Raw genomic sequence first — 26,739 nt, 5'->3', positions numbered from 1 at the left:
GTGGCGACGAAGCGCATCGAGAGGCGGCTGAGACCCACCAGCCGAGCCATCGGCCTGGTGGTGGTCGGCGTGCTGCTCGGAGCCGCCGCCGTGGTCTTCGGTCGGGGCGAGCTGCTCGCCCTCGGTGGGTTCCTCGTCGCGTTGCCGCTCGTCGCCTACGTGCTTCGCCTCATCTGGCGCCCGCGCCTCGAGGCCGAGCGCACGATCTACCCGACGACGCTCGCCGTGGGTGATCGGATGCGAGTGGTCACGGAGGTCCGAAACCGGTCCTGGATCGCGCTCGAGCCGAGTTCCTACCTGGATCTGCTGCCCGGTGCGGAGCCGTCCAGCGTCGGCGGCGTGCTGCCGGCGATCGGCTCACGCATCAACCGCAACGAGGACAAGCGGCGTCGCCGGGTCGCCTACGGTGTGGATTCGATGCGGCGCGGAGTCCATGAGGTCGGGCCCCTGTTCTTCGACAACATGGACGGCCTCGGTCTGACCCGGCGAGTCCTGAAGATCGGTGAGGCGACCGAGGTCGAGGTGTGGCCACGCGTCGTCGACCTGCCGGCGATGTCGGTGCCGAGCGGCAAGAGCGGCGGCGAGGTCGAGGCCGGTGTCGCGCAGTCGGGTGACTCCGACGACGTGCTCACCCGCGACTACCGACGAGGGGACCCGCTGCGACGCATCCACTGGCGTGCGACGGCGCACGCGGGAGAGCTGCGCGTCCGCCAGGAGGAGCACCACGCCGAGGACACCTCCGTGGTGATCCTCGACACGAGCGGGGCACCCGCGGTCGAGGAGCCGAAGGCGCCGATGACGATCATCGACCTCATGAACGAGCAGGCCAGTCCGTCGACTGCCGTGGATGCGGAGTTCGAGCTCGCGGTCTCTCTCGCCGCTTCGGTCCTCGCACGCTTCCACCGCTTCGGGTACGAGACCGAGCTCTTCGAGACGCACGCCGCTCTCGACGGCGACGCCGAGAGCACGCGCACGCCGTCGGAGGAGGCCCTCGAAGGGGTCATGCGCCGACTCATGCTCACGCAGCCCGACGCCGAGCGACGGGAGGCCTGCGCCGAGGTCGTCGACGACATCTCCCGCGTGGCGCGCACTCCCGTCGTCTACGTGCACCGTCACCTGGGCGGGGAAGGCCTGGCCGCCATCCGATCGCTCTCGTCCGTCGCCTCGCCAGCCCTCGCGCTGCTCGTCTCCGACGGGCCCGTGCCCCCGGCCACCCTGACGTCGTTCACGGAAGCCGGTTGGAACGTCGCCGTCTACTCACCCGCCCGCGCGCGGCCGTTCACGCCCGTGCTCGAGCTGGAGGCCACCGTATGAGCGCGCAGGCCACGACCACGGCGCAGATGCGTCGCCGCCAAGGCTGGAAGGGGACCCCGGGCGCCAACGGCTCATGGGTGGTCACCGTCTCGCTCGCCGTGCTGATCTACAGCGCGACGAACCTTCTCTGGCCGATCTTCGACACCAACACGTGGTCGGCGAAGGCCATCGTCCTGGTCACGATCATGCTCGGGGCCGCCGCGCTCGTCCGCACCTTCACCGGGTCGCAGCTCTGGGCGCTCATCGCCTCGATCGTGGGCGGCGCCATCGTTCTCGTGAGCTTCACAGGGCGCGGTTCGCCGCGGGCGACGGTCGAGGGCTGGGGTGTGCTCACCGAGCAGCTCGTCGAGCAGCTTCGCTCCGACGCGGCGCCACTGCGCGAGACCGACGCCATGACGATGCTCGTGCTCATCGGCGTCGCGATCATCGTGGTGCTCTGCGACTTCTTCGTGTTCGGCATCAGGGGTCGCTCGCTCGCGATGCTGCCGCTGCTCGCGTTCCCGCTCATCCCGATGGCCCTCGGCATCGACGCGTTCGACGGCTGGGCGTACGTCTTCGCCGCGCTGGCGCTCGCGGTGTTCCTCTACGCGGTGTCGAGCTGGCACCAGCGTGTGCACGACGAGGAGCTCTCGTACCAGGGCTTCCTCGTCGACAGCAGAGGCCTGGCCGGCCTCGGCGGGGCGCTGGGCGTCACCGCGGTGTCGCTGGTTGCCGTCCTCGTCGCCTCGACCGTCGTCCCCGCGCCGACCGGCATCGACGCGATCCGGCAGACGTCCACGACCGGGCTGTCCACGAACCGGGCGAACCCCATCATCGACCTCGGCGAGGACCTTCGGCGCAATAACGCGGTCGAGGTGCTCCGCTATGCGACGACCACGGACCAGGGGTCGCTGCCGTACCTGACGCTGCAGACGCTCAGCGACCTGAACGGCAGCGACGACTGGACTCCCGGCGCGTTCGACGGGAACGTGGCGATCGACGGGGGCGAGCTGCCACTCCCGACCGGCGTCTCGGCGGGGGCGCAGTCGAGCGAGTTCACGACGCGCATCGTGCTCAACGACGGCGTGAGCTCGTTCCTCCCGCGACCCGGTTTCGCGGCCAGCATCGTCGACCTGCAGGGGGAGTTCCTCCTCGAAGAGCGGACCGGTGACGTGCGCAGCGCGAACGATGAAGCGCTGGCGCAGAACTACGAGATCCAGACGGTGGTGCCGACTCCGAGCTTCGAGACCATCTCGCAGCTCGAGGTCGACGTGCCGCCCGAGCTCGAACCGCTCACACAGGTGCCGGAGGGGCCGAGTGCCGACCGCATTCGCGACGTGCTGGGCGAAATCGTCGACGAGGATGCCCCCGCCGGGACGCAGGCGCTGCAGCTCCAGGCGTTCTTCGCCGACGGCTTCGCGTACTCGGAGACCGCGCCCGTCCAGCAGGGGTACGACGGAACGAGCCTCGACGTCATCGCCGCCTTCCTGGACGCACGAGCGGGATACTGCGTGCATTACGCGTCGTCGATGGCGGTCATGGCGCGCATGCTCGGCATCCCCTCCCGCATCGGCGTCGGCTTCACGCCGGGCTCCGCGGGGGAGCTGAACGCCGAGGGGCAGCCTGTCTACACCGTCACGAGCGACCAGCTCCACGCGTGGGCAGAGCTCTACCTGCCCGGCCACGGCTGGGTCATGTTCGAGACGACGCCCGCAGGTGCCCTCGGAAACCTCGTCGCGCCCGGCCCGGGTGAGACGACCGCGCCGACGATCGACCCGTTCGAGACCACGACGCCGACGCCGACCCCTGTCGAGACCCAGAGCACGGAGGCGCCGACCGTGCCGCCGGAGACGCCGACACCGACTCCGACCGGTGCGGCGGACAGCCCCGGCGCGCAGGAGGATGAAGAGGCGGGCATCGATCTCACCGCGGTGTTCATCACGCTGGCGGTCATCGCCGGAGCGCTGGCGATCATCGCGCTCCTCCTCATCCCGGCGTTCCTGCGCGGCGCCAGACGTCGAGCGCGCCGAACCGCGGTCCTGACCGGGACGCCGCCGCAGCATCCGAGCGCGGGGACCGCGGCTTGGCAGGAGGTCTGCGAGAGCGCCGTCGACTACGGCGTCCGGCTCGCCGCCGGACTCACCCCTGAGGCGGTCGTCGCCGCCATCGCTGGCGCCGTCGAGGCTCGCGGCGGCGCGGCAGACACGTCTGCTCCTGCTCCTGCCTCTGCGTCTGCCACCGACCCCGCAGTCGGGGAGGTGGATGACGCACGCTCCGCGCTCGATCGCATCCGGGTCGAGCATGAGCACGCCTCCTTCTCGGACCCGGGAGCCGGGCAGCAGCTGAGCGCAGGTGAGCGGTCGGCGCTCTGGAACGATGTCCTCGTGGTCAGGGCAGCGCTCCGAGTCTCGGCACCGCCCGCCGTCCGTCGCCGGGCGGTGCTCGCCCCGGCCTCCCTGTCAGGAAGGCGCTGATGGACGGATTCGGCCTCGACACGCCGCTCGAGGACGTGCTCGGGAAGCGCGACGCTCAGCAGCTCAAGAAGCAGCTCGACGTCACGACGGTCGCCGGCATGCTCGAGCACTACCCGCGCCGATATGCGCGTCGGGGTGAGATGACCGCCATCGAGTCGCTGCCGCTCGGTGAGCACGTCACCCTGGTCGCACGCGTGCTCCGGGTCAGCGACCGCCAGATGCGGGCGCGCCGCGGGTCGATCCTGGAAGTCGAGATCACTGACGAGAAGGGCATCGTCTCGCTGACCTTCTTCAACCAGAGCTGGCGGGCGAAGCAGCTGCAGCCGGGCGTGACGGGCATCTTCTCCGGCAAGGCGTCCGCCTACCGGGGAGCGATCCAGCTCGCCCATCCCGAGTACGAGCTGTTCGAGAACGCGCCGCTCGAGGCCCTGTCGGAGCGTCGAGACCAGTGGCTGAAGGAGCCGATCCCGATCTATCCGGCCACGGCCAGCCTGCCCACCTGGAAGGTCGCGGCCGCCGTCCAGGCGGTGCTCGAGGCGGTCCCGTTCCTGCGCGACCCGGTGCCCGTCGAGACGCGCGCCATGTTCGGCATGTACAGCTACGACGAGGCGATGCGCGCCATCCACCAACCCGAGACCTTCAAGCTGCTCGAACGAGCGCGGGAGTCACTGCGCTTCACCGAGGCCTACGTGCTGCAGGCCGCGTTGCTGCAGCGTCGCGCCATCTCCGAGCTCGTCGCCGCCCGGGCCAGGACCGACGACATCGGCCCGATGCTCGCGGCCTTCGACGAACTGGTGCCCTTCGAGCTGACACCCGACCAGAAGACCGTCGGTCGGCAGATCGCGAAGGATCTCGCGCGCGGCGTGCCGATGCACCGCCTCGTGCAGGGCGAGGTCGGCTCCGGGAAGACACTCGTCGCCCTGCGCGCGATGCTGCAGGTCGCCGACGCAGGCGGACAATCGGCCATGCTCGCTCCCACCGAGGTGCTCGCGTCCCAGCACTACCGCTCGATCATCGACTCGCTGGGGCCGGAGCTCGCCGAGCGGCTGAAGCCAACGCTCATCACTGGAAGCATGCCGAAAGCCGAGCGCAAGCGGGCCGCGCTCCGCGTCGTCGCCGGCGAGGCGAAGATCATCGTGGGCACCCATGCGCTGCTCAGCGACGACGTCATGTTCGACGACCTGGGCCTCGTCATCGTCGACGAGCAGCACCGGTTCGGGGTCGAGCAGCGCGAGTCGCTGCGCGCCAAGGGCGCCCAGCCGCCGCACCTGCTGGTGCTCACCGCGACACCGATCCCGCGCACGGTCGCGATGACGGTGTTCGGCGACCTCGACATCTCGAGCATCGTGACGATGCCGAAGGGGCGCCAGAGGATCGAGACGTTCGTCGTCGCGACTCGCGAGCATCCGCACTGGCTCGAACGCGCCTGGCAGCGCGTCGCGGAAGAGGTCGACCGCGGGCGGCAGGCGTTTGTCGTGTGCCCGGCCATCGAGCCCTCCGAGCCGGCGGAGCCCGCCGAGGGCGAGGAGGCACCGCAGCCGGTCGCCGCCGTCATGGAGCTCGCGCCGACGCTCGCCGTGCATCCGCTGTTCGCGGGCAAGCGCGTCGCCGCCGTGCACGGGGCGATGCCGAGCGACGAGAAGGACGGCGCCATGCGGGCCTTCGCGGAGGGCAAGATCGACGTGCTCGTCGCCACGACCGTCATCGAGGTCGGTGTCAACGTGCCGAACGCGTCGGTCATGATCGTCATGGATGCGGACCGCTTCGGCGTCTCGCAGCTGCACCAGCTGCGCGGTCGCGTGGGGCGAGGGGAGCACCCGGGGCTGTGCCTGCTCGTCTCGAACTCCGAGGAGGAATCCACTGCTCGGGAGCGCATCAACGCAGTGGCGGAGACGCTCGACGGCTTCGAGCTCGCCGAGCGCGACCTCGAGCTGCGCCGCGAGGGCGACGTGCTCGGCACTGCACAATCCGGCGGGCGGACATCCCTGAAGCTGCTCCGGGTCATCGAGGACACAGACCTCATCCGTTCCGCGCGAGACGAAGCCGCTCTGCTGATCAACGACGACTGGAGCCTGAAGCGCTGGCCGGACCTCAAGGCGGCGATAGGCCGCCACAGCTTCGAGGAGCGGGAGTTCCTCGGCAAATCCTGACGGCCGCGGTCGGTGCCGTCAGGCGAGCGGGGCTCGCCCAGACGGGGCCGGACGAGAAGAGGCCGGTGCCAGGGGCCAGGTCGGGCCCCTGGCCTACGATGGTCCGGTGACCTCTTCCTCCTCCGTGCGCTCGCTCCGTATCGCCTCCCGCCTGATGATCGCCGCGATGCTGGCCTTCCTGGCGCTCGCGCTCGGGATCGGGTCGCAGTACGCCTCCGCGCACGACTCGCTGGTCGAGTCGAGCCCCTCCGCCGACGAAGCCGTGGAGGTGGCCCCGGCGAGCGCGACCCTGACGTTCTCCGCGGAAGTGCAGTCGGAGGGCACGCTCGGACCGCAGATCGAGCTGTTCGCGGTGAGTGCCGTGGAGGAGACCGCCGTCGACCTCGAGTCGCCTGCGACGGTGGACGGCACGGTGGTCGACCAGGCGCTCCCCGAGCTCGCTGCCGGAGACTACGCGCTCAACTGGCAGGTCGTCTCCTCCGACGGCCATCCGATCTCCGGCACCATCCCGTTCACCGTCTCCGAGGGCGTCGCCTCCGTCGAGGACGCGCAGCCCTCAGCATCCGCGCCCGCCGGCTTCGGAGCCGCGGAGAACACGAAGGGGTCCACGCTCACCAACAGCGACGCGGGAGCGACAGGCGCGGCGGAGCAATCCAGCACCCCGGTTCCCCAGGACTCGGGCATCCCAGCGTGGGCCTGGGTGCTCATGGGGCTCGCCGGAGTCTCCGTCGTCCTCGTCTCCTTCCTCGTGTTCCGTCGTAAGGCCGCTGACCTCGAGGCGAGCCGCAAGCCGCAGGCCGACGAGCCGACGGCAGACCAGGACGACGACACGCCCAACGCGCGCTGACGCTGAGCTGGCCCGCCGGGCGGCGTTCCGGCCCCGCGTTCCGCCCGCGAGCGGCAACGTGGTTCTCGTGCGCGCTTCGCGCAGGAAGTGCCCCGTAGTCTTGTCCGCATGAGCAGAATCGCTGTTGTGCCCGGTTCGTTCGATCCGGTGACCCTTGGCCACCTCGATGTCATCCAGCGCGCCACCTCGGTCTTCGAGGAAGTGCACGTCGTCGTCGTGCACAACCCGGACAAGCACGCGCTCCTGCCCATCGCACGCCGGGTGGAGCTCATCGAGCAAGCCGTCTCGGCGAGCGGGATCCGCGGCAACGTCCGCGTCGCCTCCTGGAGCGTCGGCCTGCTGGTCGACTACTGCACCGATGTCGGCGCGAAGGTCATCGTGAAGGGCATCCGCTCGCAGGCCGACGTCACCTACGAGACGCCGATGGCGATCGTGAACCGCAACCTCGCCCGTGTCGAGACGATGTTCATGCTCCCCGACCCGAGTCACGCGCACGTGTCCAGCTCGCTGGTCCGTCAGGTGGCTGGCCTCGGGGGCGACGTCTCGCCGTACGTGCCGCGCGTCGTGTACGAGTACCTGCAGGGCGACACCGACACCTCCATCGAGTAAGGGAGTTCGGGATGCACTCCGAGCCGAGGGCGTACAATCTCCCGGTGACTTCCTCTCCGTACCTCGTGAACATCGCGACCATCGTGGGCAAGGCCGGCACGATGCGCACCCTCGAGCTCGACTTCGATGCGCCTGAGCGCATCGGCGAAGGGCTCGGCTACATCGAGAAGGGCACGCCGATCGAGCTCGACGTGCGTCTCGAGGTGCTGCACGACGGCATTCTGGCGACCGCAAGCCTCGAGTCCCGGATGAGCGGGGAGTGCAGCCGATGCCTGACGCCGCTGGACGAGCCGCTCCGGGTCGATTTCGCAGAGCTTTTCGCGTATGCTCGCGACGAAGCCCTCGAGTACGAGGTTCACGACGACACTGTCGACCTTGAACCGCCCGTTCGCGATGCGGTAGTGCTCGCACTGCCATTCCAGCCGGTTTGTCGGCCGGACTGCCTCGGCCTAGATCCCGAAACCGGCGAGAAGCTGGTGGAGCCGCTCGAAGAGCAGGCGCCCGCGGTTGACCCGCGTTGGGCGGCACTGGCAGGGTTTGGCGCTTCAACAGAAGCAGCCGAGGAACCAGCAACGGGTTCTGAGGAAGTCGCGGGTCCTCGTGAGACAGATGTTCGTGAGGGCACGCGCAACCATGATTACAAGGGGGAGTCGGGCCAGAGATGAGCTCGCCTCCCTGCACGATGAAAGATGAAAGGTAGACGCCGATGGCTCTCCCCAAGCGCAAGATGAGCCGCTCGAACACGCGTTCGCGTCGTTCGCAGTGGAAGGCCTCCGTGCCGACCCTCGTCAAGACCGTTGAGAACGGCAAGGTCACCTACAGCCTCCCGCACCGCGCGAAGGTTGTCGAGGACGCAGCTGGCACTCCGCTGTTCTTCGAGTACAAGGGCCGCAAGGTCGCAGACGTCTGATCCTCGCGTCATGCACGACGTGAAGATCATCGACCCCGACGCCGCACCGTCAGCTGAGCTGGCAGGCGGCCTCGGGGTCGACTTCGTTCCCGCGCTCCTCGAGCTCGCGTTGACCCACAGGTCGTACGCGGTCGAGAACGGCGGCATCCCCGACAATCAGCGCCTCGAGTTCCTCGGCGATTCGATTCTCGGGCAGGCCGTGACGGTCATGCTCTACCGCACGTACCCCGACTACACGGAGGGGCAGCTGTCGCGCCTGCGCGCTTCCCTCGTCTCGACGGTGGCGCTGGCGGAGATCGCTCGGGGCATCGACCTCGGGAAGTATCTGCACCTGGGGCGCGGCGAGCACCTGACGGGTGGCAACAACAAGGACTCGGTGCTCGCCGACACGATGGAGGCGGTCATCGGGGCCGCCTATCTGTCCGCCGGTGTCGACGTCGCGACCGAGTTGATCCTGCGACTGGTGGAGCCGAAGCTCGCGGTCGTGTGGCGCCTCGGCGCCGAGCAGGACCCGAAGACCGCTCTGCAGGAGCTCGCCGATACTCGCGGTGCCGAGCCGCCGAGGTACGAGGTCGAGGGATCCGGGCTCGAGCACGACCGAAGCTTCACTGCCACGGTGACGGTGCTGAAGAAGAAGCGCATCCTCGCTCAGGCGAAGGGTGTCGGCACGAGCAAGAAGCAGGCCGAAGTGGCTGGGGCGCTTGCCGCGTGGCATCAGCTGAGCGAGGGCGACGACGTCGCCCCTTCGGTCTCCTAGCCGTGCCGGAGCTGCCTGAAGTCGAGGTCGTCCGCCTCGGCCTCGCCCCCGCCGTGACGGGGGCATCCGTGTCCGCCGTCGAGGTGCTCGACGAGCGGTCCCTCCGTCGTCACCTCGGTGACTCGACGCACTTCGTGGGTGCGCTCGAGGGTGCGCGGTTCTCGAGCGTCTCCCGCCGGGGCAAGTACCTGTGGCTCCCGCTTGAGGGCCGCGAGGAGGCCCTGACCGCGCATCTCGGCATGAGCGGGCAGATGCTGCTGCGCTCCTCCGACGCTCCTGACGACCGTCACCTGCGCGCGCGCATCCGCGTCGACGGCCCTGCCGGCGACCTCGTGGTGGCGTTCGCCGACCAGCGCGTGTTCGGCTCGCTCGCGATCGACCGGCTCGTGCCGACCATGGACGTCGCGGGCGAGCATGTCCCATCGCAGGTCGCGCACATCGCCCGGGACCCGCTCGACCCGCACTTCGACGACGACGCCTGGTCGGCCGCGCTGCTGCGACGCAAGACGGGCGTGAAGTCAGCGCTGCTGGACCAGACGCTCATCTCGGGGATCGGCAACATCTACGCCGACGAGGCGCTGTGGCGAGCGCGGCTGCACTACGCGCGCAACACGGCAGGGCTGTCGCCGTCGAAGGCGAGGGAGCTGCTGCAGCACGTGCGCGAGGTCTTCGCGAAGGCGCTCGCCGAGGGTGGCACATCCTTCGATGCCCAGTACGTCAACGTGAACGGGCAGGCCGGGTACTTCGCGCATTCGCTCAACGTGTACGGGCGGCAGGGGAAGCCCTGCCCGAGGTGCGGGCGGCCGATCGTGCGCGAGAAGTTCCAGAACCGCGGCTCGCACTTCTGCGAGAAGTGCCAGCGGGAGCGCTAGCCGCCGCCACCAGCGACGTCCTGGGTCGCGTGGACGAGCATCGCGGTCAGCGGGGCCCAGTGGCCGCCGACTCGACCGCCGCCACCGCCGCCTCCACTCCCTCGCTCCACGGGGCCCCGTGGCCGGGCAGCACCCACTTCGCTGTGGTGTCGACGATGGCCCGCAGGGATGCGATCGCCTGGGCGGGCTTGTCAGTGAACGGGGCTGGCTGCGGGCCTTCCGCTCCGGTCAGGACGTGGCGGGTGGTGAGTCCGTCGCCCACGAAGACCGCATCCGCGACCGGCACATAGACGGCGATGCTGCCCGCGGAGTGGCCGGGCATGCCGATGATCTGAGGCGAGCCAGGGAGGTCGAGGGTCTCGCCGCCCTGGACCTCGACGACCTCTGTCAGCCACTCGGTTCGTGCGCCACCCTTGCGGAGCGAGTAGGCGGCGAACCCGAGGAGCGCGCCGAGCCTCATCTGCTGCTTCGCGGTCGCTGGCTTCGGACCGCCCTTTGCCCGCTCCGCGTCTGCAGCGTGGATGAAGACCGGCACACCGTGGTCGCGTCGGAGGCGTTCCGCGAAGCCCACGTGGTCGGAGTCGCCGTGCGTGAGGATCACGCCCCTGATGTCGGCGACCGTGAGCCCCAGCGTCGCGAGCTCTGTCACGAGCTCGCGCCAGTGGCCGGACAGACCCGCGTCGATGACGGTCACGCCCTGCGGCGTCACGACGAGGTAGGCGGCCACGATGTCGTTGCCGATGCGGTGGAGCGAAGTGTCGAGTCTCATGATGGCTAATCTATGTAGCCATCATGGCTACTGTCAATAGCTATAGTGGATGTATGCCTACCCCGGACAGGACCTCCCTCGACGCCATCGTGCTCGCTGCCCGCGACCTCCTCGAGAGCGAGGGGCTCGCAGGCCTCAGCATGCAGGCGGTTGCCGCCCGTGTCGGCGTGCGAGCTCCGTCCCTCTACAAGCGCGTGGCGAACCGCGAGGAGCTCATCCAGTTCGTGGCGGAAGCGACCCTCCGCGAACTCGGGGAGCGGCTGGATGAGGCGGGCAGCCTCGAGCAGCTCGCGGGCGAGTTCCGGGCCTTCGGCCACGAGCGGCCAGCCGCCTTCCAACTGATCCTGACGCCGGGCGCGGGGACGCCGACGGCACGGCCCGAGTTCGGAGCGTCCGCCAGCCAGAGCATCCTGCGGCTCGCGGGCGAACTGGCCGGTGAAGAACGTGCGCTCGAGGCGGCCCGGACGCTCACGGCATGGGCTGCCGGCTTCGTGAGCATGGAGCTCAACAGCGGCTTCAACCTCGGCGGGGACGTCGACGAGGCGTGGCGCTTCGGGCTCGCGAGCATCACCCGAGCCATCAGCACGCAGTAGCTCGCGTCGAGTCGCGAGCTACTGCTGCCGGCCGGCGTCGATCTGCCGTGCGTGGTACGTCACGAGCTCCTCGATGAGCGCATCCGGAAGCGGCTTCGCGACCGTGAACTGGATGGCGTGCTTCGTCGTCGTGTAGTCGGTGAGGCGGTCTGCGAACTCCTCGATCGCCCACTCGGACGGGTAGAAGCTCAGGTGCTTCTTCGACGCCGTGAAGTAGACCAGCGCCCTGCCCTTGTAGGCGAGCGTCGGCATCCGGTAGCTGATCTTCTCCTCGGCCTCCGGCACGATGCGCTTCACGATCGAACGGATGCGCTCGAGCTCGCCCCGATACTCCGGGCTCAGTGCCTCGAGGTACTCGTCGATGCTGCTCGCCGTCTCAGCCATGCTTCGAGTCTACGGAAGCGGCCTAGCCGCCGCGTCGTGCCTGGTCGACGCCCTTGTTCGCGAGCATGTCGGCGCGCTCGTTGCCGACATCGCCTGAGTGGCCCTTCACCCAGCGCCACTCGATGGTGTGGCCGCTGTCCTCGACGAGCGAGTCGAGCTCCTTCCAGAGCTCCGCGTTCTTGACGGGCTGCTTCGAAGCGGTCTTCCACCCCTTCGCCTTCCACCCCTTGATCCACTCGGTGATGCCCTTGCGGACGTACTGGCTGTCCAGGTAGAGCGCGACGTTGCAGGGCTTCTTGAGTGCGCTGAGGCCCTCGATGACGGCCTTGAGCTCCATGCGGTTGTTGGTCGTGTTGAGCTCGCCGCCGAACAGCTCCCGCTCGTGGTCGCCCGACTTCAGCCAGACCCCCCAACCGCCAGGCCCTGGGTTGCCCTTGCAGGCGCCGTCCGTGTACATCACAACATCGCTCACGTGCGTCCTCCGGATTCACGGCCAAAACCGATAGCGTACGCGCCGCCGTCCGGCTTCACTGCACTTCCTCCGGCGCGGCCGCGGGGCTCACGTACACGTTCTCGCTCAGCCGGGTGAGGGAGATGTCCTGGGGGAGGCGCTCCGGCCCCGCATCGTCCGGCACGACGAAGTAGGTGGAGCGATCATCCCCGAAGCTCCCGCCGACGATGCTGCAGGTGAGCCCCCAGTCCTCGTCGCCAGGTCCGGTCAGCACGAGGCAGACGGAGTCCTCACCACCCTGCGTGCCGCGCGCGAGGAAGACGAGTGTCCCGTCGTTCTCCGCGGCGAGCCTGACCGTCTCGACATCTACTTCGACGCCGTCCTGGGTGGTCTCGACGGCGGCAGGCAGCACGTCCCTCTCGTCGGCCGCGCGCGCCAGGTCTGCGTAGTGCGCCTCATCCTCGGGAGGTGACGAGGCGCATCCGGTCAACACGGCGATGGCCAGCAGTCCCGCCCCGGCGACGAGGAAGGGTCGAGCACCGTTCACTGTTCACTCCTTTGTCGTCGAGGTCTCAGTCAAGCAGACCTGGAGGGTGGCAGTGGTGGGTCAGGCGCGGCGGCGCAGCAGCACCACGCTGTCCTCGAGGGTGCCGGGTTCCCCATCCGGTGAGGTGACCTCGCGGGTGCGGAGCTCGGCGACCACCGCCTCCCACTCGTCTGCGGGCAACGCCAGGTCGGCGACCTCGCGCTCTGGATGCACGAACAGGTGCGCGGGATGCTCGGAGGTCTCTACCCAGGACGGAGGGCCGGCGTGCGCGACCGTGAGGAGGTGGCCGCCGGGCGCGAGCATGAGGGCGGCCTCGCGAAGGATCTGCGTGCGTGGCAGGTGCACGGGCGACTGGAAGAAACTCGCCGTCGCGAGATCCAGCGGTTCGTCCGGGCGCCACGTCTCGAGGTCGCCTGCCACGAAGTCGATCAGCGATTCATCGATGCCCGCTGTCAGGGCTGCCGCGCGTGCCCGATCGATGGCGACCGTCGAGATGTCGATGCCAGTGACCCGCCAGCCCTGCTGGGCGAGCCAGATCGCGTCGCCGCCCTCACCGCATCCGAGGTCCAGAGCGCGGCCGGGCGTGAGCGCACCGGCCACGCTGGCGAGGTTCGCGTTGACGCGGCCAGACCAGACCGCGGGCTTCGCCGAGTAGAGCTGTTCCCAGAACTCGGTGGGTGCCTGCGGCTGATCGGCGGCCGCGGCAGCGTTCGTGCCCGAAGCTGCGGATGGATCGGAGGCATCGGATGCGTGGTGGTGGTGCGAGGTCATGCGCTCAGCATGCGCAGGCACGCTGGCGATGGCAATACCGCTTGCGGGAACCGCAAACGCGGACGCGCGTCCAACCTGCGGGACGAGGTGGCCCGCCGAGGCGCATCTGGCTCGTCGTGGCCTGTTTCATCACGCACATCGGCCGGCGTGCTCGCTACAGCCGCTTCTGCCAGCCGCCCTCCGGCGCGAGCGCGGTGAAGCCGAGCGCCTCGTTGACGCGCAGCATGTGTGCGTTCTCCTCGGCGTTCCAGGTGAAGACGCCCGTGCACTCCGGGTAGCGCTCGGCGAGCTGCTCGAGGTTCGCGGCTTTCACGAGCATCCCGAGCCGCCTGCCGCGGTGCGTCGACGTGACGAGCGTGTTGTCCTGCTGCGCCGGGCGCGTGGTGTCGTCGAGGTCGAGCTGCAGCATCGACTGGGCCACGAGGCGGCCGCTCGGGAGGTGCAGCACGGCCGCGTTCAGGAACGTCGCCCCGGATGCGAGCGCGCGGCGCTCCAGCTGGGCGACTCGCTCGGCGTCCCAGTGCTCTTCGTCCACTTCGAGCTCACCGGCCGGGGCGTCGACCGACATGTCGCCGTTGAGCCTCGCGAGGTCGTCGAGGTGCGCGGGGCTGCTCTCGCCCTCCCAGGTGAGCACGCGGTAGTCGTCACCGGCCCGAGCGGCCGCGGCCTCCATGTGCGCGAGCAGGCTCTCGGCCGACACCGGGAGGCGCAGCTCGCTGATGCGCTCGATCTGGCCGAGCTCCCAGCCGGTCTTCCACAGGAAGCGAGCGGCGGGGTCCGCCGCCGAGACGCTGCCGTGCCCGGTCGGCGCGGCCACCCGCTCGCCTCCCGGGGTCGGATGCTCGACCCAGGCCTGCAGGGACGTGCGGCCGTCCGCCCGTGCGAGCTCCTCGAGGCGGGCCGCGACGAAGGTGCCGATGCCTCGCCGCCTGGCAGGCGCATCCACGACTACGTGCGGGTACGCGTGCGTGGGGGAGTCGCGGGGCGAGACCATGAGCTTCGCCGCGGCGACCGGATGCTCGCCCGCGTCCCGCCCGTCGCCGCTCGGGAAGGCGAGGAACAGGCGGCTCGTGACGGGGCCCGGCATGGTCCAGTCGGCGAGGATGCGCTGGCTCGTCTCGAGCAGACGACCCTCGCCGTAGGTGGCGGCGTATCCGGAGTTTACGATGTCGCGGAAGCGCTCCAGCAGGCGCCAGACCTCCCCGTCTCGGGCCGACGCCGGCTCTGGAGGCGTGAGCTCCCGAATGAAGTAGTCCACTCCGGTACCGTAGCTGTCAGGCCAGGGACCCGTCAGCCCCGCCAGCGCGCCGATCGGGGCGCCGCCAACCCAGTCAGAGCAACCAGCCCGGTCCGACCCACGAACGAAGTCCGACCACCAGCGAGAGGCCAGCGAGCGCGCATGCATCTGAAGAGCCTCACGATGAAGGGCTTCAAGTCATTTGCGCAACCGACGACCCTCGCGCTCGAACCTGGCGTGACCTGCGTCGTCGGCCCGAACGGCTCCGGCAAGTCGAACGTCGTGGACGCGCTCGCCTGGGTCATGGGCGAGCAGGGAGCGAAGAGCCTCCGCGGCGGCAAGATGGAGGACGTCATCTTCGCCGGCACCGCGACGCGCGGGCCGCTCGGCCGCGCCGAGGTGACGCTCACGATCGACAACGCCGACGGGATGCTCCCGATCGAGTACAGCGAGGTGACGATCCGCCGCACGCTGTTCCGCAACGGCGGGTCCGAGTACGCGATCAACGGCGACGGCGTGCGCCTCCTCGACGTGCAGGAGCTGCTCAGCGACACCGGGCTCGGCAAGGAGATGCACGTCATCGTCGGCCAGGGACGCCTGGACGCCGTGCTGCGCGCGACCCCGGAGGAGCGCAGAGGCTTCATCGAGGAGGCCGCCGGGATCCTCAAGCACCGCCGCCGCAAGGAGAAGACGGTGCGCAAGCTCGAGGCGATGGAGGCCAACCTCACGCGCCTCCGCGACCTCACCAACGAGGTGCGCCGTCAGCTCAAGCCGCTCTCCCGCCAGGCCGACATCGCCAGGCGCGCGCAGGGCATCCAGGCCATCGCACGCGACGCGAAGGCGCGCCTGCTCGCCGACGACGCCGTGCAGCTGCGCGCTGCCCTTCGCCTCGCGACCGGCATCGAGCAGGAGCGCTCCGAGGAGCGGGTCGTCCTGCAGGAGAAGCTGACCGCAGCCCTGAACCGGGCCGAGCTGCTCGCCGCCGAGAACCGGGGAGACGCGGCCGACGGCGCGCGCCGGGTCGTCTTCGACCTGGAGAGCGTGCGCGAGCGCATCCAGAACCTCAACGCGCTCGCCTCGCAGCGCAAGGGGCTGCTCGTGTCGCGCCTCGAGTCGCCCGCGTTCGTGCCGACCGTGACCCTCGAAGCTGTCGACGTCGCCCGCCGCGAGGCGGAGGTGCTCGTCGAGCGGGCCGCCGAGGCCGGGACGCTCTGGGAGGCGACGAAAGTCGCGACCCAGGATGCGCGTGCCGCGCTCGACCGCATCGATGTCGAGATCCAAGCCCAGGCGACGCGAATCTCCGCCTACGACCTCACCCGCAGCGAGCTGCGCGGCGCCGCCGACACCGCCGCCTCGAAGCTCGCGTCGGTGCGCGGCGAGGTGCTCAGGCAGCGCAACGCGCGCGACGCGGCGAACGACCGCCTCGCGCAGGCCAGGAAAGCGAAGGAGCAGCTCGACGCGAGCGCCGCGCAGAGCGCCTCCGACTCGAGCGAGCTCGACGCCGCCTACAAGCGAGCCGAGGCCGCGCAGCGCGAGGCGGAACAGCAGCTCGACGCTGGACGCACCAGAGCCCACGAGCTCGAGCGCGAACGCGACGCCCTCCAGGCCCGCGTGCAGGCGCTCACTCTCGCGACGGCCGCCAAGGACGGCACCGCGGCCCTCCTCGCCGCCCGCCTCGACGGCGTCGAAGGCCCCGTCGCCGAGCACCTCCGCATCGACGAGGGCTACGAGGCCGCCATCGCCGCAGCCCTCGGCTCGACGGCGGATGCGGTGCTCGCGAGCGACGCCGACGCCGCCTTCCGGGTGCTCGAGCACGCCACGGGGGAGAAGCTCGGCCTCGTCGAGGTGGTCGCCGAGTTGGGCGCCGCCGCCGCGGCGTCGACCGGTGCCAACGGCAGCACGCCTCCGGAAGGCCTGCGCCCCGCGGTCGAGCTCGTGCAGGCGCCGCCCGCGATCGCCGCGCTGCTCGCCCGCGTCCTCGTCAGCGAGACGCTCGACGAGGCACGGGCCGCGGTGGCAGCGCAGGCATCCTCCGGAGACGCACCAGTGGACGCCACGCTGACCATCGTCACCCGCGCCGGAGAGGTCGTCACGAGCACCTCCTTGCGCGGCGGCTTCGCGGAAGAGGGCACCAGTCGACTCGAGCTGCTTGCGGCCCGCGACCGCGCATCCGCCCGCCTAGCCGTAGTCGCCGACGAGCTCGACCAGGCAGCGCTTGCGCTCGCTGAACATCGCGCCGCATCGCAGGCCGCGAAGACCGAGGCGAAGCGCACGCTCGACGCGCTCCGTGCCTTCGACGGCGCGCTCGCGGCCGAACGCGAGCAGCTCAACCGGGCCAGCGCGCGAGTGGATGCGGGCACCGCCGAGCTCGCGCGCGCCGCGAAGGCCTTCGACCTCGCCTCCGGCGGCGTCGAGGCGGCCGAGCACGCGGCAAGCGCGGCCAAGGCGGCGCTCGCGGAACACGAGGCCCTGCCACGGCCCGAACTCGACTCCTCGGCGCGCGTCGACGCCAACGCAGGGGTGGAGCGCGCCCGCGAGGCCGAGGTCGAGGCGCGCCTGCAGCTCGAGACGCTGCGCGAGCGCTCGCGCAGCGAACGACTCCGCGCAGAGTCCCTCGAACGCCAGCTCGAAGCCGACCGTCAGGCCGCGGACAAGGCCGCCCGCGAGACCGTCGTGCGCCGCGCGGAGCTCGCCCAGACCGAGCGCGTGCTCGTCGCCATCCCGCGCCTCGCCGCCGCCGTGCAGGAGTCGCTCGCCGAAGCCCAGCAGCAGCTCGCCGAGGCCGAGCGTGAACGCGCCGCCCAGCACGAGGAGCTCGGTCAGCTGCGGCAGACCGAGCAGCAGCTGCGCGCCCGCCTCAGCGAGATCACCGAGGACGTGCACTCCATCGAGCTGCAGATCTACGAGAAGAAGAGCGCGCTGCGTTCCACGCTCGAGCGCGCCGCGAGCGAGCTGCGCCTCGCCGAGGCCGTGCTCGTCGCCGAGTACGGGCCAGACCAGCTCGTGCCAGCCGACGACGACGCGCTGCGCGCGAAGGCCGAGCGCATCGCCTCCGCGCTCGCCGAGCAGCGGGCCAGGCACGAGGTCGCCGCCGAGGGCGAGGCGGCGGGCTCGGCTGCTGCGAACGGCGCGGGGGAGCCCGCTGATCGGGGCGACGCGACGGATGCATCCGTCGCCGCCGGCGCAGTGGGCACAGCGGGCGCGGCGAGCGTCGCCCCAGGTGCCAACGATGCTGCGCTCGCGGGCGCGGGCGCAGGCGCCGACGCAGGCGCAGACAGCGCGACGGACGCCGACACCGCCAGCGACACTGACACCGCCAGTGACGCCGGAGCTGGAGCCGGTCCCGGTCCCGCGCTCCCGGAGCACCTCGACGACGACCTCGCCGCGACTCTCGAGGAGGATGCGGAGGAGGAGTTCGTGGGCGTGCCCTTCGTGCGCGCCGAGCAGCAGGCGCGCCTCGCCGCCGCCGAGCGCAAGATGTCGACGCTCGGCCGCATCAACCCGCTGGCCCTCGAGGAGTTCGCGGCCCTCGAGCAGCGGCACGCGTTCCTCGCCGACCAGCTCGACGACCTCGCGGCGACGAAGGCCGACCTGCTGCGCATCGTCGGCGACATCGACGAGCGCATGCGCACCGTCTTCGAGGCGGCGTTCGAGGACACGCGGGAGGCCTTCCACACGGTCTTCCCGATCCTCTTCCCCGGCGGTTCCGGCGACATCACGCTCACGGCGCCAGACGACATGCTCACGACGGGCATCGAGGTCTCGGTGCGACCGGCCGGCAAGAAGATCGAGCGCCTCTCGCTGCTCTCCGGCGGGGAGCGCTCGCTCGCGGCCGTCGCCATCCTCGTGTCGATCTTCAAGGCCAGGCCGAGCCCGTTCTACATCATGGACGAGGTCGAGGCCGCCCTTGACGACGCCAACCTCGGCCGACTCCTCGCCGTCTTCGAGGAGCTGCGCGCTTCCAGTCAGCTCATCGTCATCACGCATCAGAAGCGCACGATGGAGATCGCGGATGCGCTCTACGGCGTCTCGATGCGCCAGGACGGCGTCTCCGCGGTCGTCGGCCAGCGCATCCAGCGCGACGAGGGCCAGCCCGCCGCCTAAACCGCGTCGCCCCTGCCTGCCTGCCCGCGTCGCGCCCGCGCATCCGGGATCGCTGCCAGTCAATGGGCCCGAATGGAGCCGCGTAAAGGGCCATTCGCCTGGCAGCGTTCGAGGGTGAGGTGCCGACAAGGGCCAGTTGGCTGGCAGCGATTGCCGGAAGCCCCGCGCCGCCGGCGGACCCGGGCGTGGGACGATGGACCCAATGACTTCCGTCGACGGCACCTCCGCCCCAGCCCCCGCCACGCCCGAGCCCAAGCTTGGGCTCGTGACCCTCCTCCCGGACCCGTACGACGCCGACTCCATGTTCGAGGCGTTCGAGCTGTGGACCACGAGCCGCGGCATCACCATGTACCCGGCGCAGGAGGAAGCCGTCATGGAGCTCGTCTCCGAGGCGCACGTCATCCTGTCCACGCCGACGGGCACCGGCAAGTCGCTCGTCGCGATCGCCGCCCACGCGGCCTGCCTCGCGCAGGGCGGCCGCAGCTACTACACGGCCCCCATCAAGGCGCTCGTGAGCGAGAAGTTCTTCGCCCTCGTCGAGATCTTCGGGGCTGCGAACGTCGGCATGGTCACGGGCGACAGCTCCGTGAACCCGGACGCGCCCATCATCTGCTGCACCGCCGAGATCCTCGCGAACCTCGCCCTGCGCCAAGGGTCTGACGCCGACGTCGACCAGGTGGTCATGGATGAGTTCCATTACTACGGCGACCCAGACCGCGGGTGGGCGTGGCAGCTGCCGCTGCTCATGCTGCCCGACGTGCAGTTCCTGCTCATGTCGGCGACCCTCGGCGACGTCACCGAGATCGTCGAGGACCTCGAACGCCGCACGCAGCGCGATGTCTCCCTCGTGACCGGCGTCGAGCGTCCCGTCCCGCTCGACTTCTCGTACGTCGTGGCGCCCACGCACGAGACCGTCGAGAAGCTCGTCGAAGAGCGCAAGACGCCCGTCTACATCGTGCACTTCTCGCAGGCCGCCGCCATCGAGCGGGCGCAGGCGCTGTCGAGTCTCAAGGTCGTCGACCGTGCAGGCCGGGATGCGATCGCCGACGCCATCGGCGGGTTCCGCTTCACGACGGCGTTCGGCAAGGTGCTGTCCCGGTACGTGCGGGCCGGCATCGGCGTGCACCACGCTGGCATGCTGCCCCGCTACCGCCGCCTCGTCGAGACGCTCGCGCAGAAGGGCCTCCTGCGGGTCATCTGCGGCACCGACACCCTTGGTGTCGGCATCAACGTGCCCATCCGCACGGTGCTCATCACGGCGCTCGCCAAGTTCGACGGACAGCGGATGCGACACCTGTCGGCGCGCGAGTTCCACCAGATCGCGGGGCGCGCGGGCCGGGCCGGCTACGACACGGCCGGGACGGTTGTCGTCGAGGCGCCAGAGCACGAGATCGAGAACGCCGCTGCGGTCCGCAAGGCGGGCGACGACGAGAAGAAGCGCAAGCGCATCGTCAAGAAGAAGGCGCCGCAGGGCTTCGTCTCGTGGGGCGAGAAGTCGTTCGAGAAGCTCGTCTCCGCCGAGCCGGAGCCGCTGACCTCGCATATGCACATCACGGCGTCGATGATCATCAACGTCATCGCGCGTGGGGGAGACGTCTTCGGCAACGCGAAGAGGCTCGTCTACGACAACCACGAGAAGCCCGCCCGTCAGCGGGAGCTGGCGTTGCGCGCGATCGGCATCTTCCGCACGCTCGTGACGGCAGGCATCGTCGAGATCGGCAGGCAGGGTCGCATCACCCTCACCGTCGACCTGCAGGCGAATTTCGCGCTCAACCAGCCGCTCTCGCCGTTTGCGCTCGCGGCCATCGAGCTGCTCGACCCTGACGCTGAGGCCGCTCCCGGCGACCGCGGTTCCGAGGAGAACACGAGCGGCGAGGGGGCCGTCGGCTCCGGCCACTACGCGCTCGACGTCGTCAGCATCATCGAGTCGACCCTCGACGACCCGCGCCCCGTGCTCTCGCAGCAGCAGTTCAAGGCGCGTGGCGAGGCGGTCGCGCAGATGAAGGCCGACGGCATCGAGTACGACGAGCGCATGGAGCGGCTCGAGGAGATCACGCATCCCAAGCCGCTCGAGGGGCTCCTCGCGCAGTCGTTCGAGCTGTTCGCGCAGCACGAGCCGTGGGTGCGCGACTTCGAGCTCTCGCCGAAGTCGGTGGTGCGCGACATGTTCGAGCGCGCCATGAGCTTCGCCGAGTACGTGAACTTCTACCAGCTGATGCGCAGCGAGGGGCTTGTGCTCCGCTACCTGAGCGACGCGTACAAGGCCATCCGCCAGACGGTGCCGGACGAGGCGAAGACCGAGGAGCTGCTCGACATCATCGAGTGGCTCGGCGAGCTGGTGCGCCAGGTCGACTCGAGCCTCATCGACGAGTGGGCGTCGCTGGTCGACCCTGAGCAGCAGGCGGCGAGCGACGAGCCCGTCGTGCCGCCGGCCCCGCCGAGCGTCGTCGGCAACCGCCGCGCGTTCACGGTGCTCGTGCGCAACGAGATGTTCCGTCGCGTGCAGCTCGCTGCCCTCCAGCGCGACGAGGCGCTCGCCGAGCTCGACCCGGACGTGGACTGGTCGAAGGCCCTCGACGACTACTTCGCAGACCACGACTCGATGGGGGTGGATGCGGCGGCTCGTTCGCCGAAGCTCCTCACGATCGACGACTCCGAGGGGCGCCAGTCGGGCGGCCTCTGGACCGGCGTGTGGCATGTGGAGCAGATCATCGATGACCCGGCTGGCGACCATGACTGGCGCATCCGCGCCGACGTCGACCTCGCCGAGTCGCACGAGGCCGGGGAGGCCGTCGTGCGGGTCACCGAGGTCGCGCGCCTGTAGACCCGGCGCCCTCGCCCGGCACGCCCCTTCCGGGGCAGCCAGCAGACCTGGGGCTTGCGCATGCCTGTGGCAAGACCCGGTGCGGCGGCCACAGGTCTGCGGTGGCACCATCCGCAGACCTGGGGGTCGCGCATCCACAACACGGCACGCGGATGCACAAACCCCAGGTGTGCAGCGGGCACCGGCGGCACCGCGGGCACCGGAGACCTCATCAGGCCGCACGAGCCCGCCCTGGTCCGCCGGGCAGGAACGACGAAACCGGATGCTCGCGACTGGCGCGTGCATCCGGTTTCGTCCTACTGGCGTGGTGCCTAGCGGCGGTCGGGCTCGTGGCTGGCGACCGGAGCGGAGTCCGTGTCCTCTGCGGTCTCGGGCGTGGTGCCCTCGACGCCGGCGGCTGCGGCCTCAGGGCCACCGGCGGCGGACCCGACGGTGCTGGGAGCGTCGTCGCCCTTGGCGCGGGTGTAGATGATGCTCGCGATCGTCGCGACGATGAGCACGCCGAAGATGAACGTGAGCGACAGCCAGATCGGGATCTCGGGGATCCAGAGGAGCGGCTCGCCACCGTTGATGAAGGGCAGCTCGTTCTCGTGGAGCGCGTGGAACATGAGCTTCACGCCGATGAAGCCGAGGATGAACGCGAGGCCCAGGTCGAGGAACACGAGGCGCTCGAGGAGCCCGCCGATGAGGAAGTACAGCTGGCGGAGGCCCATGAGCGCGAAGGCGTTCGCCATGAAGACGAGGTACGGTTCCTGCGTGATGCCGAAGATGGCGGGGATGGAGTCGAGCGCGAAGAGCAGGTCGGTGAAGCCGAGGGCCACGATGACGAGGATGAGCGGCGTCCAGACCTTCTTGCCGTTCTCCAGGATCTTCCACTTGTCGCCGTCGTAGTGCTCGCTGGCGGGGATGATCTTGCGGACGAGGCCGACCCACTTGGGCATCTCCGGCTCTTCGTCCTTGAAGGAGTCGATGGCCTGCTTGACGGCCATGTAGAGCAGCCAGGCGGCGAAGATGTAGAAGACGGAGACCCAGGCCTCGAGGATCGCGGCACCCGCGATGATGAACGCGAAGCGCATGACGAGGGCGATGGCGATGCCGATGAGCAGCGCCTTCTGCTGCGCGATCTTCGGCACCTTGAAGCTCGTCATGATGATGAGGAAGATGAAGAGGTTGTCGACCGACAGCGCCTTCTCGGTGGTGTAGCCGGCGATGAACTCGCCCGCGTGCTGCCAGTCCCAGACGAAGCCGAGCGCCACCATGAAGACGACGGCGAGCGCGATGTAGAAGATCGACCACCAGCCGGCTTCCTTGAGGCTCGGCTCGTGCGGCGTCTTCACGTGGGTGAAGAAGTCGAAAACAAAGAAGCCGATGACCACGGCAATGGTCACCGCCCAGATCCAAATGGGAACGTCCACGGGTCCTCCGGAGGGGTGTGTTCGGCGAATCGGCCGAAGGTCTCTTCCGTCGGCAGAAACCGACCGACGCGCCCGGGTGGCTGATGACAGTCACCGTGATGACGAGCGCGTCGCAGGAGGAATACTCCCCTTCAACGAAGCTCATCGTACACCGTGGACGGGGCGACGCCAGGGGCGGCGAGGAATCCGTCGCTCGAATCCGGGATTCGCGTGCCTGCGTTCCCGGATGCCTGCTAGGGCGTTGGAACGAGCGGGTACCCGTTGAGCAGCGTCACGACGAAGCCGCCTTCAGCGCCCGGTCGCAGGATGCTGAGGCCGAGGTTGCCGATGTGCGGCGCCTGGGCGCTGAGGATCGCGGTGAGGACGAGGCGGATGACGCTGCCGTGGCACACGATGAGGGAGTCCTCGTCCGGGTGGGCGGCCGCGACCTCGCCGATGGCGGCCAGCGACCGCTCGACGACCGCGGCTCGCGGTTCGACGGTGGGGTGGTCGAGTGGACGGCGGGTCCCGTCGGGCATCCAGTACTTCTCACCTTCGAGGACCCCGAAGCTGCGCTCGATGATGCCGGGCAGCAGGATCGGGGCACCGAGGCCCGTTCCCTCGCCGATGATCTCGGCCGTGACTCTCGCGCGGGAGAGCGGGGAGCTGTAGAGGTTGCTCCAGCCCTGGCCCACGAGGAGCCCGGCTGCATCTCCCGCCTGGTCGAGGCCTCTCGAGTTCAAGGGGATGTCGGTGGCGCCCTGGAGGAGGCCGGTCGCGTTCCACTCGGTTTCGCCGTGGCGGATGAGGCCGATGCGCATAGTGCTCCGTTCGAGGTTTCCACCCTCGCTGGCGAAGTTTCGCCGCTGGCTGAGGGGTCAGCACCCATGGTGTCAGAGCGCTGACTACGCTTGGCACATGGCTGAACGCACTCCCTGGTCACTGTCCGGCGCTCTGCGCGGCATGTTCGGCAGGCAGAAGATCGACGAGACGACGTGGGACGACCTCGAGGAGGCGCTGATCACGGCCGACTTCGGACCCGACATCACCGACGAGATCGTCGAGCAGCTGCGCGAGCAGGTCGACCGGTTCCACACCGAGGACCCGAAGGACCTGAAGCGGATGCTGCGCGAGCTCATCGAGGAGCGGCTCTCGAAGTTCGATACGACGCTGAACCTGCGCGAGCGCCCCGCGGTGACGCTCGTGGTCGGGGTGAACGGCGTCGGCAAGACCACCACCATCGGCAAGTTCGCGAACTTCCTGCGCATCAACGGACGCACCGTGGTCGTCGCGGCGGCGGACACGTTCCGCGCGGCGGCGGTCGAGCAGCTGGCGACCTGGGCGCAGCGCGCCGGCGCCGGCATCGTTCGCCCGCAGCAGCACGGGCAGGACCCCGCATCGGTCGCGTATCAGGCGGTCGAGATCGCGATGCGCGAGGGGCTCGAGATGGTCGTCATCGACACTGCTGGCCGTCTGCAGACGAAGAGCGGGCTCATGGACGAGCTGTCGAAGATCCGCAGGGTCGTCGAGAAGCTGGCGCCCGTCTCCGAGGTGCTGCTGGTGCTCGATGCGACGACCGGCCAGAACGGTGTCGCGCAGGCCGAGGCGTTCATCCAGCACGCCGGCGTCACCGGCCTCGTGGTGACGAAGCTCGACGGCTCCGCCAAGGGTGGCTTCGTGCTCGCGGTGCAGGAGCGGACAGGTCTGCCGATCAAGCTCATCGGGCAGGGCGAGGGCATCAACGACCTGGCTGGCTTCACGCCGCACGTCTTCGCCGAGAAGCTCGTCGGCTGAGGCCCGCCGTCGCCCAGTGCGGGGGAGTAGTGTGCCTCGCATCCGTGGAAGAGGTCTCTGATGGAAGCTGACGCGCTGTTCGTGTTCCTGTCCTACGCGCTCGCGGTGGTGCTCGCGGGTGCGGGTGGAGTCCTCATGGCCTTCGGCTCCGTACCGAGGCGATCCTGGCGCATGGTGATCTTCGCGACCGTCAGCCTGCTCGGGGCGGCCCTCCTGATCTGGACGGCGTTCGGGTCGCGGCCGTGGCTCTTCGTGGTCTTCGTGCTGGTGGCAGTGCTCGCGAACGCGGTGACGAGTGCCCTGCGGTGGAAGCTGCTCCCGCAGCTCAGCGGCGCCCAGCTGCCCGAGCTGCTCCGCCTCGTGCTCCTCCGCCCCGACATCCTCAGGCGGATGGCCGCTGACGCAGCCCAGCTGGAAGCCGACCGACTCCGCCGGGAGCGCGGACGAGGCTGAGCCTGCCATGAGGAGCCGAGCTCGCACAGCGCCGTCGAAGCAGACGATTTTCCCGTGGCGCGAGACGAAATGACGAAATCGCGGCGAGGCGGAAGGATTCGTCGACGGCAGAGGTTGTCAGCCACGTGACCCGCCAGCAACGCCAGATCCTCGTCATCGCGATCCTCGCCTCGTTCGTCGCCTTCCTGGACGGCTCGGTGACCAATGTCGCGCTCCCGGCCATGGTCGCCGAACTCGGCGGCGGACTCGGCACCCAGCAGTGGATCGTGGACGCGTACCTCATCACGCTCGGCTCGCTCATCCTGCTCGCGGGTTCCCTGTCTGACGTGTTCGGTCGCATCTCGGTGCTGCGTTTCGGCTTGATCGGTTTCGGCATCACGAGCGTCGCCATCGCGCTGTCGCCGACTCCGGAGTTCGTCATCGTCGCGCGGGCACTGCAGGGGGTGGCGGGGGCGCTGCTCGTCCCGAGCTCGCTCGCGCTCATCATCTCGGCGTTCCGCGACGCCGCGCAGGCGAAGGCGATCGGCATCTGGACAGCCTGGACCGGTGCCGCGTTCCTCGCCGGCCCCTTCCTCGGCGGCCTCGCGGCCGACTACGTCACCTGGCGTCTCGTGTTCGGCATCAACGTCATCCCGATCCTCGTCACACTCTGGATGCTCACCCGACTCGACAAGAGCGTCGACAGCAGGTCAGGCGGGCGCATCGACGTGCTGGGGGCGGTGCTCGGCTTCCTCGGCCTCGGCGGGCCCGTGTTCGCGCTCATCGAGCAGGGCAACTACGGGTGGGGGAGCCCCGTCGTCTTCCTGCCTCTTGTGCTCGGCCTGTTGAGCTTCGCGGGATTCCTGTTCTGGCAGGCGCGTGCGCCGCAGCCGATGCTGCCGCTTGGGCTCTTCCGCATCCGCAACTTCTGGGCTGGCAACATCGCGACGGTCTTCATCTACGCGGCGCTCTCGCTGGGCGGCTTCGTGCTGGCCATCTACCTGCAGCAGGTGGCCGGGTTCAGTGCCACGTTCGCAGCGCTGGCGACGCTGCCCACGTCGATCGCCAACGTGGCGCTGTCCTCGTGGTTCGGTTCGCTCAGCGGACGCTTCGGGCCGCGCCTCTTCATGACGGTCGGGCCCATCCTCGCGGGAGTCGGCACGCTGATGTACTCGGGGCTCGGCTCCGAGGTGAACTACTGGACCCAGGTGCTGCCGGGCGTCGTCGTCTTCTCGCTCGGCCTCTCGATGACCGTCGCTCCGCTCACGTCCGCCATCCTCGGCTCCGTGCCGACGACGCAGTCCGGCATCGGCTCGGCCACCAACAACGCCATCTCGCGAGTTGCCGGCCTCGTGGCGATCGCGATGATCGGCGTCATCGCCGGCGGCACGATCGACGTGGCCAGCTTCCAGCCGCTCATGTTCGTGACGGCTGGCCTCCTCTTCGCCGGGGCGCTCAGCTCATGGCTCGGCGTGCGGAACCCGAAGCCGGAGGCCATCACCGCGGCGAGCTGACCTCGACCGGTCG

23 protein-coding genes are annotated in these 26,739 nt (G+C 69.7%); 15 read left to right on the top strand and 8 right to left on the bottom strand.

The window, feature by feature from the left end:
• The 9 genes from ACQFZP_RS13895 to mutM all read left to right on the top strand — a co-directional run bounded on the left by ACQFZP_RS13895 (position 1) and on the right by mutM (position 9,912).
• On the top strand, positions 1 to 1,314 hold the full coding sequence (locus ACQFZP_RS13895) for a DUF58 domain-containing protein (RefSeq protein ID WP_104311264.1): 1,314 nt from the start codon (positions 1 to 3) through the stop codon (positions 1,312 to 1,314).
• Positions 1,311 to 3,767 carry a transglutaminaseTgpA domain-containing protein gene (locus ACQFZP_RS13890; RefSeq protein WP_211891709.1) on the top strand — a complete coding sequence of 819 codons (2,457 nt, stop codon included), beginning with the start codon at positions 1,311 to 1,313 and terminating at the stop codon, positions 3,765 to 3,767. The genes ACQFZP_RS13895 and ACQFZP_RS13890 overlap by 4 nt, the downstream gene beginning before the upstream one ends.
• Positions 3,767 to 5,917, top strand: a complete 2,151-nt coding sequence (locus tag ACQFZP_RS13885; protein WP_211891708.1) for an ATP-dependent DNA helicase RecG — start codon at positions 3,767 to 3,769, stop codon at positions 5,915 to 5,917. The genes ACQFZP_RS13890 and ACQFZP_RS13885 overlap by 1 nt, the downstream gene beginning before the upstream one ends.
• Before the next feature lie 106 nt (positions 5,918 to 6,023).
• A complete protein-coding gene (locus ACQFZP_RS13880) occupies positions 6,024 to 6,764 on the top strand; it encodes a copper resistance CopC family protein (protein ID WP_211891707.1) in 741 nt (246 codons plus the stop codon).
• Between the two features lie 108 nt (positions 6,765 to 6,872).
• Positions 6,873 to 7,373 carry a pantetheine-phosphate adenylyltransferase gene (coaD, locus tag ACQFZP_RS13875; protein ID WP_104252466.1) on the top strand — a complete coding sequence of 167 codons (501 nt, stop codon included), beginning with the start codon at positions 6,873 to 6,875 and terminating at the stop codon, positions 7,371 to 7,373.
• A gap of 44 nt (positions 7,374 to 7,417) precedes the next feature.
• A complete protein-coding gene (locus tag ACQFZP_RS13870; protein WP_258068027.1) occupies positions 7,418 to 8,038 on the top strand; it encodes a YceD family protein in 621 nt (206 codons plus the stop codon).
• Positions 8,039 to 8,079: 41 nt separating this feature from the next.
• On the top strand, positions 8,080 to 8,283 hold the full coding sequence (rpmF, locus tag ACQFZP_RS13865) for a 50S ribosomal protein L32 (RefSeq protein ID WP_068484295.1): 204 nt from the start codon (positions 8,080 to 8,082) through the stop codon (positions 8,281 to 8,283).
• Between the two features lie 10 nt (positions 8,284 to 8,293).
• Positions 8,294 to 9,040, top strand: a complete 747-nt coding sequence (rnc, locus tag ACQFZP_RS13860) for a ribonuclease III (protein WP_179557385.1) — start codon at positions 8,294 to 8,296, stop codon at positions 9,038 to 9,040.
• Between the two features lie 2 nt (positions 9,041 to 9,042).
• Positions 9,043 to 9,912, top strand: coding sequence for a bifunctional DNA-formamidopyrimidine glycosylase/DNA-(apurinic or apyrimidinic site) lyase (gene mutM / locus ACQFZP_RS13855; RefSeq protein WP_211891706.1), 870 nt, complete (start codon positions 9,043 to 9,045; stop codon positions 9,910 to 9,912).
• Between the two features lie 46 nt (positions 9,913 to 9,958).
• On the opposite strand, the gene ACQFZP_RS13850 is transcribed toward mutM, so the two are convergent.
• The gene (locus ACQFZP_RS13850; protein WP_211891705.1) at positions 9,959 to 10,681 is read right to left on the bottom strand and encodes an MBL fold metallo-hydrolase; all 723 of its coding nucleotides are present in this window, start codon (positions 10,679 to 10,681) and stop codon (positions 9,959 to 9,961) included.
• Between the two features lie 53 nt (positions 10,682 to 10,734).
• Here ACQFZP_RS13850 and ACQFZP_RS13845 point away from each other — a divergent pair, with 53 nt between their 5' ends.
• Positions 10,735 to 11,274: a TetR/AcrR family transcriptional regulator gene (locus tag ACQFZP_RS13845; protein WP_211891704.1), complete on the top strand. Its 540-nt coding sequence runs from the start codon at positions 10,735 to 10,737 to the stop codon at positions 11,272 to 11,274.
• An 18-nt stretch (positions 11,275 to 11,292) separates the two neighbouring features.
• Here ACQFZP_RS13845 and ACQFZP_RS13840 read toward each other — a convergent pair whose 3' ends face one another.
• The 5 genes from ACQFZP_RS13840 to ACQFZP_RS13820 all read right to left on the bottom strand — a co-directional run bounded on the left by ACQFZP_RS13840 (position 11,293) and on the right by ACQFZP_RS13820 (position 14,685).
• Positions 11,293 to 11,658 carry an iron chaperone gene (locus tag ACQFZP_RS13840; RefSeq protein ID WP_104311273.1) on the bottom strand — a complete coding sequence of 122 codons (366 nt, stop codon included), beginning with the start codon at positions 11,656 to 11,658 and terminating at the stop codon, positions 11,293 to 11,295.
• A gap of 22 nt (positions 11,659 to 11,680) precedes the next feature.
• Positions 11,681 to 12,130: a ribonuclease HI gene (rnhA, locus tag ACQFZP_RS13835; protein WP_374100769.1), complete on the bottom strand. Its 450-nt coding sequence runs from the start codon at positions 12,128 to 12,130 to the stop codon at positions 11,681 to 11,683.
• Between the two features lie 55 nt (positions 12,131 to 12,185).
• Positions 12,186 to 12,656, bottom strand: a complete 471-nt coding sequence (locus ACQFZP_RS13830; RefSeq protein ID WP_211891703.1) for a hypothetical protein — start codon at positions 12,654 to 12,656, stop codon at positions 12,186 to 12,188.
• Between the two features lie 60 nt (positions 12,657 to 12,716).
• Complete coding sequence (locus ACQFZP_RS13825; RefSeq protein WP_211891702.1) at positions 12,717 to 13,427, bottom strand: class I SAM-dependent methyltransferase; 711 nt, start codon at positions 13,425 to 13,427, stop codon at positions 12,717 to 12,719.
• A gap of 154 nt (positions 13,428 to 13,581) precedes the next feature.
• Positions 13,582 to 14,685: a GNAT family N-acetyltransferase gene (locus ACQFZP_RS13820; protein ID WP_211891701.1), complete on the bottom strand. Its 1,104-nt coding sequence runs from the start codon at positions 14,683 to 14,685 to the stop codon at positions 13,582 to 13,584.
• A gap of 141 nt (positions 14,686 to 14,826) precedes the next feature.
• Between ACQFZP_RS13820 and ACQFZP_RS13815 the strand changes: the two genes are divergently transcribed.
• Positions 14,827 to 18,768 (top strand): AAA family ATPase, encoded by a 3,942-nt coding sequence (locus ACQFZP_RS13815; RefSeq protein ID WP_211891700.1) that lies wholly within the window; start codon positions 14,827 to 14,829, stop codon positions 18,766 to 18,768.
• Between the two features lie 202 nt (positions 18,769 to 18,970).
• Positions 18,971 to 21,592, top strand: coding sequence for a DEAD/DEAH box helicase (locus ACQFZP_RS13810; protein WP_211891699.1), 2,622 nt, complete (start codon positions 18,971 to 18,973; stop codon positions 21,590 to 21,592).
• 311 nt (positions 21,593 to 21,903) lie between these two features.
• Here ACQFZP_RS13810 and ACQFZP_RS13805 read toward each other — a convergent pair whose 3' ends face one another.
• Together ACQFZP_RS13805 and ACQFZP_RS13800 are read right to left on the bottom strand one after the other, a co-directional pair.
• Positions 21,904 to 23,007, bottom strand: coding sequence for a TerC/Alx family metal homeostasis membrane protein (locus ACQFZP_RS13805; RefSeq protein ID WP_104311280.1), 1,104 nt, complete (start codon positions 23,005 to 23,007; stop codon positions 21,904 to 21,906).
• Between the two features lie 233 nt (positions 23,008 to 23,240).
• Positions 23,241 to 23,807 carry a histidine phosphatase family protein gene (locus ACQFZP_RS13800; protein ID WP_211891698.1) on the bottom strand — a complete coding sequence of 189 codons (567 nt, stop codon included), beginning with the start codon at positions 23,805 to 23,807 and terminating at the stop codon, positions 23,241 to 23,243.
• Positions 23,808 to 23,904: 97 nt separating this feature from the next.
• Here ACQFZP_RS13800 and ftsY point away from each other — a divergent pair, with 97 nt between their 5' ends.
• The 3 genes from ftsY (at position 23,905) to ACQFZP_RS13785 (ending at position 26,726) form a co-directional block, all read left to right on the top strand.
• On the top strand, positions 23,905 to 24,780 hold the full coding sequence (gene ftsY, locus ACQFZP_RS13795) for a signal recognition particle-docking protein FtsY (RefSeq protein WP_179557397.1): 876 nt from the start codon (positions 23,905 to 23,907) through the stop codon (positions 24,778 to 24,780).
• Between the two features lie 60 nt (positions 24,781 to 24,840).
• Positions 24,841 to 25,233, top strand: coding sequence for a hypothetical protein (locus tag ACQFZP_RS13790; RefSeq protein ID WP_104311283.1), 393 nt, complete (start codon positions 24,841 to 24,843; stop codon positions 25,231 to 25,233).
• Positions 25,234 to 25,358: 125 nt separating this feature from the next.
• Positions 25,359 to 26,726: an MFS transporter gene (locus ACQFZP_RS13785; protein ID WP_211891697.1), complete on the top strand. Its 1,368-nt coding sequence runs from the start codon at positions 25,359 to 25,361 to the stop codon at positions 26,724 to 26,726.
• Positions 26,727 to 26,739 lie beyond the last annotated feature (13 nt).

This window comes from Pseudoclavibacter sp. Marseille-Q434, from assembly GCF_050315415.1.
In the GTDB taxonomy this organism is placed as follows: Bacteria; Actinomycetota; Actinomycetes; order Actinomycetales; family Microbacteriaceae; genus Pseudoclavibacter.
The sequence above is the reverse complement of the archived record's forward strand: the minus strand, read 5'-3'. Positions and strand labels throughout refer to the sequence as shown.

Excerpts from the sequence above, each read along its gene's own strand:
- ACQFZP_RS13890 (WP_211891709.1), top strand. The coding sequence starts at position 1,311 with ATGAGCGCGCAGGCCACGACCACGGCGCAGATGCGTCGCCGCCAAGGC.
- ACQFZP_RS13885 (WP_211891708.1), top strand. The coding sequence starts at position 3,767 with ATGGACGGATTCGGCCTCGACACGCCGCTCGAGGACGTGCTCGGGAAG.
- coaD (WP_104252466.1), top strand. The coding sequence starts at position 6,873 with ATGAGCAGAATCGCTGTTGTGCCCGGTTCGTTCGATCCGGTGACCCTT.
- rpmF (WP_068484295.1), top strand. The coding sequence starts at position 8,080 with ATGGCTCTCCCCAAGCGCAAGATGAGCCGCTCGAACACGCGTTCGCGT.
- rnc (WP_179557385.1), top strand. The coding sequence starts at position 8,294 with ATGCACGACGTGAAGATCATCGACCCCGACGCCGCACCGTCAGCTGAG.
- ACQFZP_RS13850 (WP_211891705.1), bottom strand. The coding sequence starts at position 10,681 with ATGAGACTCGACACTTCGCTCCACCGCATCGGCAACGACATCGTGGCC.
- ACQFZP_RS13845 (WP_211891704.1), top strand. The coding sequence starts at position 10,735 with ATGCCTACCCCGGACAGGACCTCCCTCGACGCCATCGTGCTCGCTGCC.
- ACQFZP_RS13840 (WP_104311273.1), bottom strand. The coding sequence starts at position 11,658 with ATGGCTGAGACGGCGAGCAGCATCGACGAGTACCTCGAGGCACTGAGC.
- ACQFZP_RS13825 (WP_211891702.1), bottom strand. The coding sequence starts at position 13,427 with ATGACCTCGCACCACCACCACGCATCCGATGCCTCCGATCCATCCGCA.
- ACQFZP_RS13815 (WP_211891700.1), top strand. The coding sequence starts at position 14,827 with ATGCATCTGAAGAGCCTCACGATGAAGGGCTTCAAGTCATTTGCGCAA.
- ACQFZP_RS13810 (WP_211891699.1), top strand. The coding sequence starts at position 18,971 with ATGACTTCCGTCGACGGCACCTCCGCCCCAGCCCCCGCCACGCCCGAG.
- ACQFZP_RS13800 (WP_211891698.1), bottom strand. The coding sequence starts at position 23,807 with ATGCGCATCGGCCTCATCCGCCACGGCGAAACCGAGTGGAACGCGACC.
- ftsY (WP_179557397.1), top strand. The coding sequence starts at position 23,905 with ATGGCTGAACGCACTCCCTGGTCACTGTCCGGCGCTCTGCGCGGCATG.
- ACQFZP_RS13790 (WP_104311283.1), top strand. The coding sequence starts at position 24,841 with ATGGAAGCTGACGCGCTGTTCGTGTTCCTGTCCTACGCGCTCGCGGTG.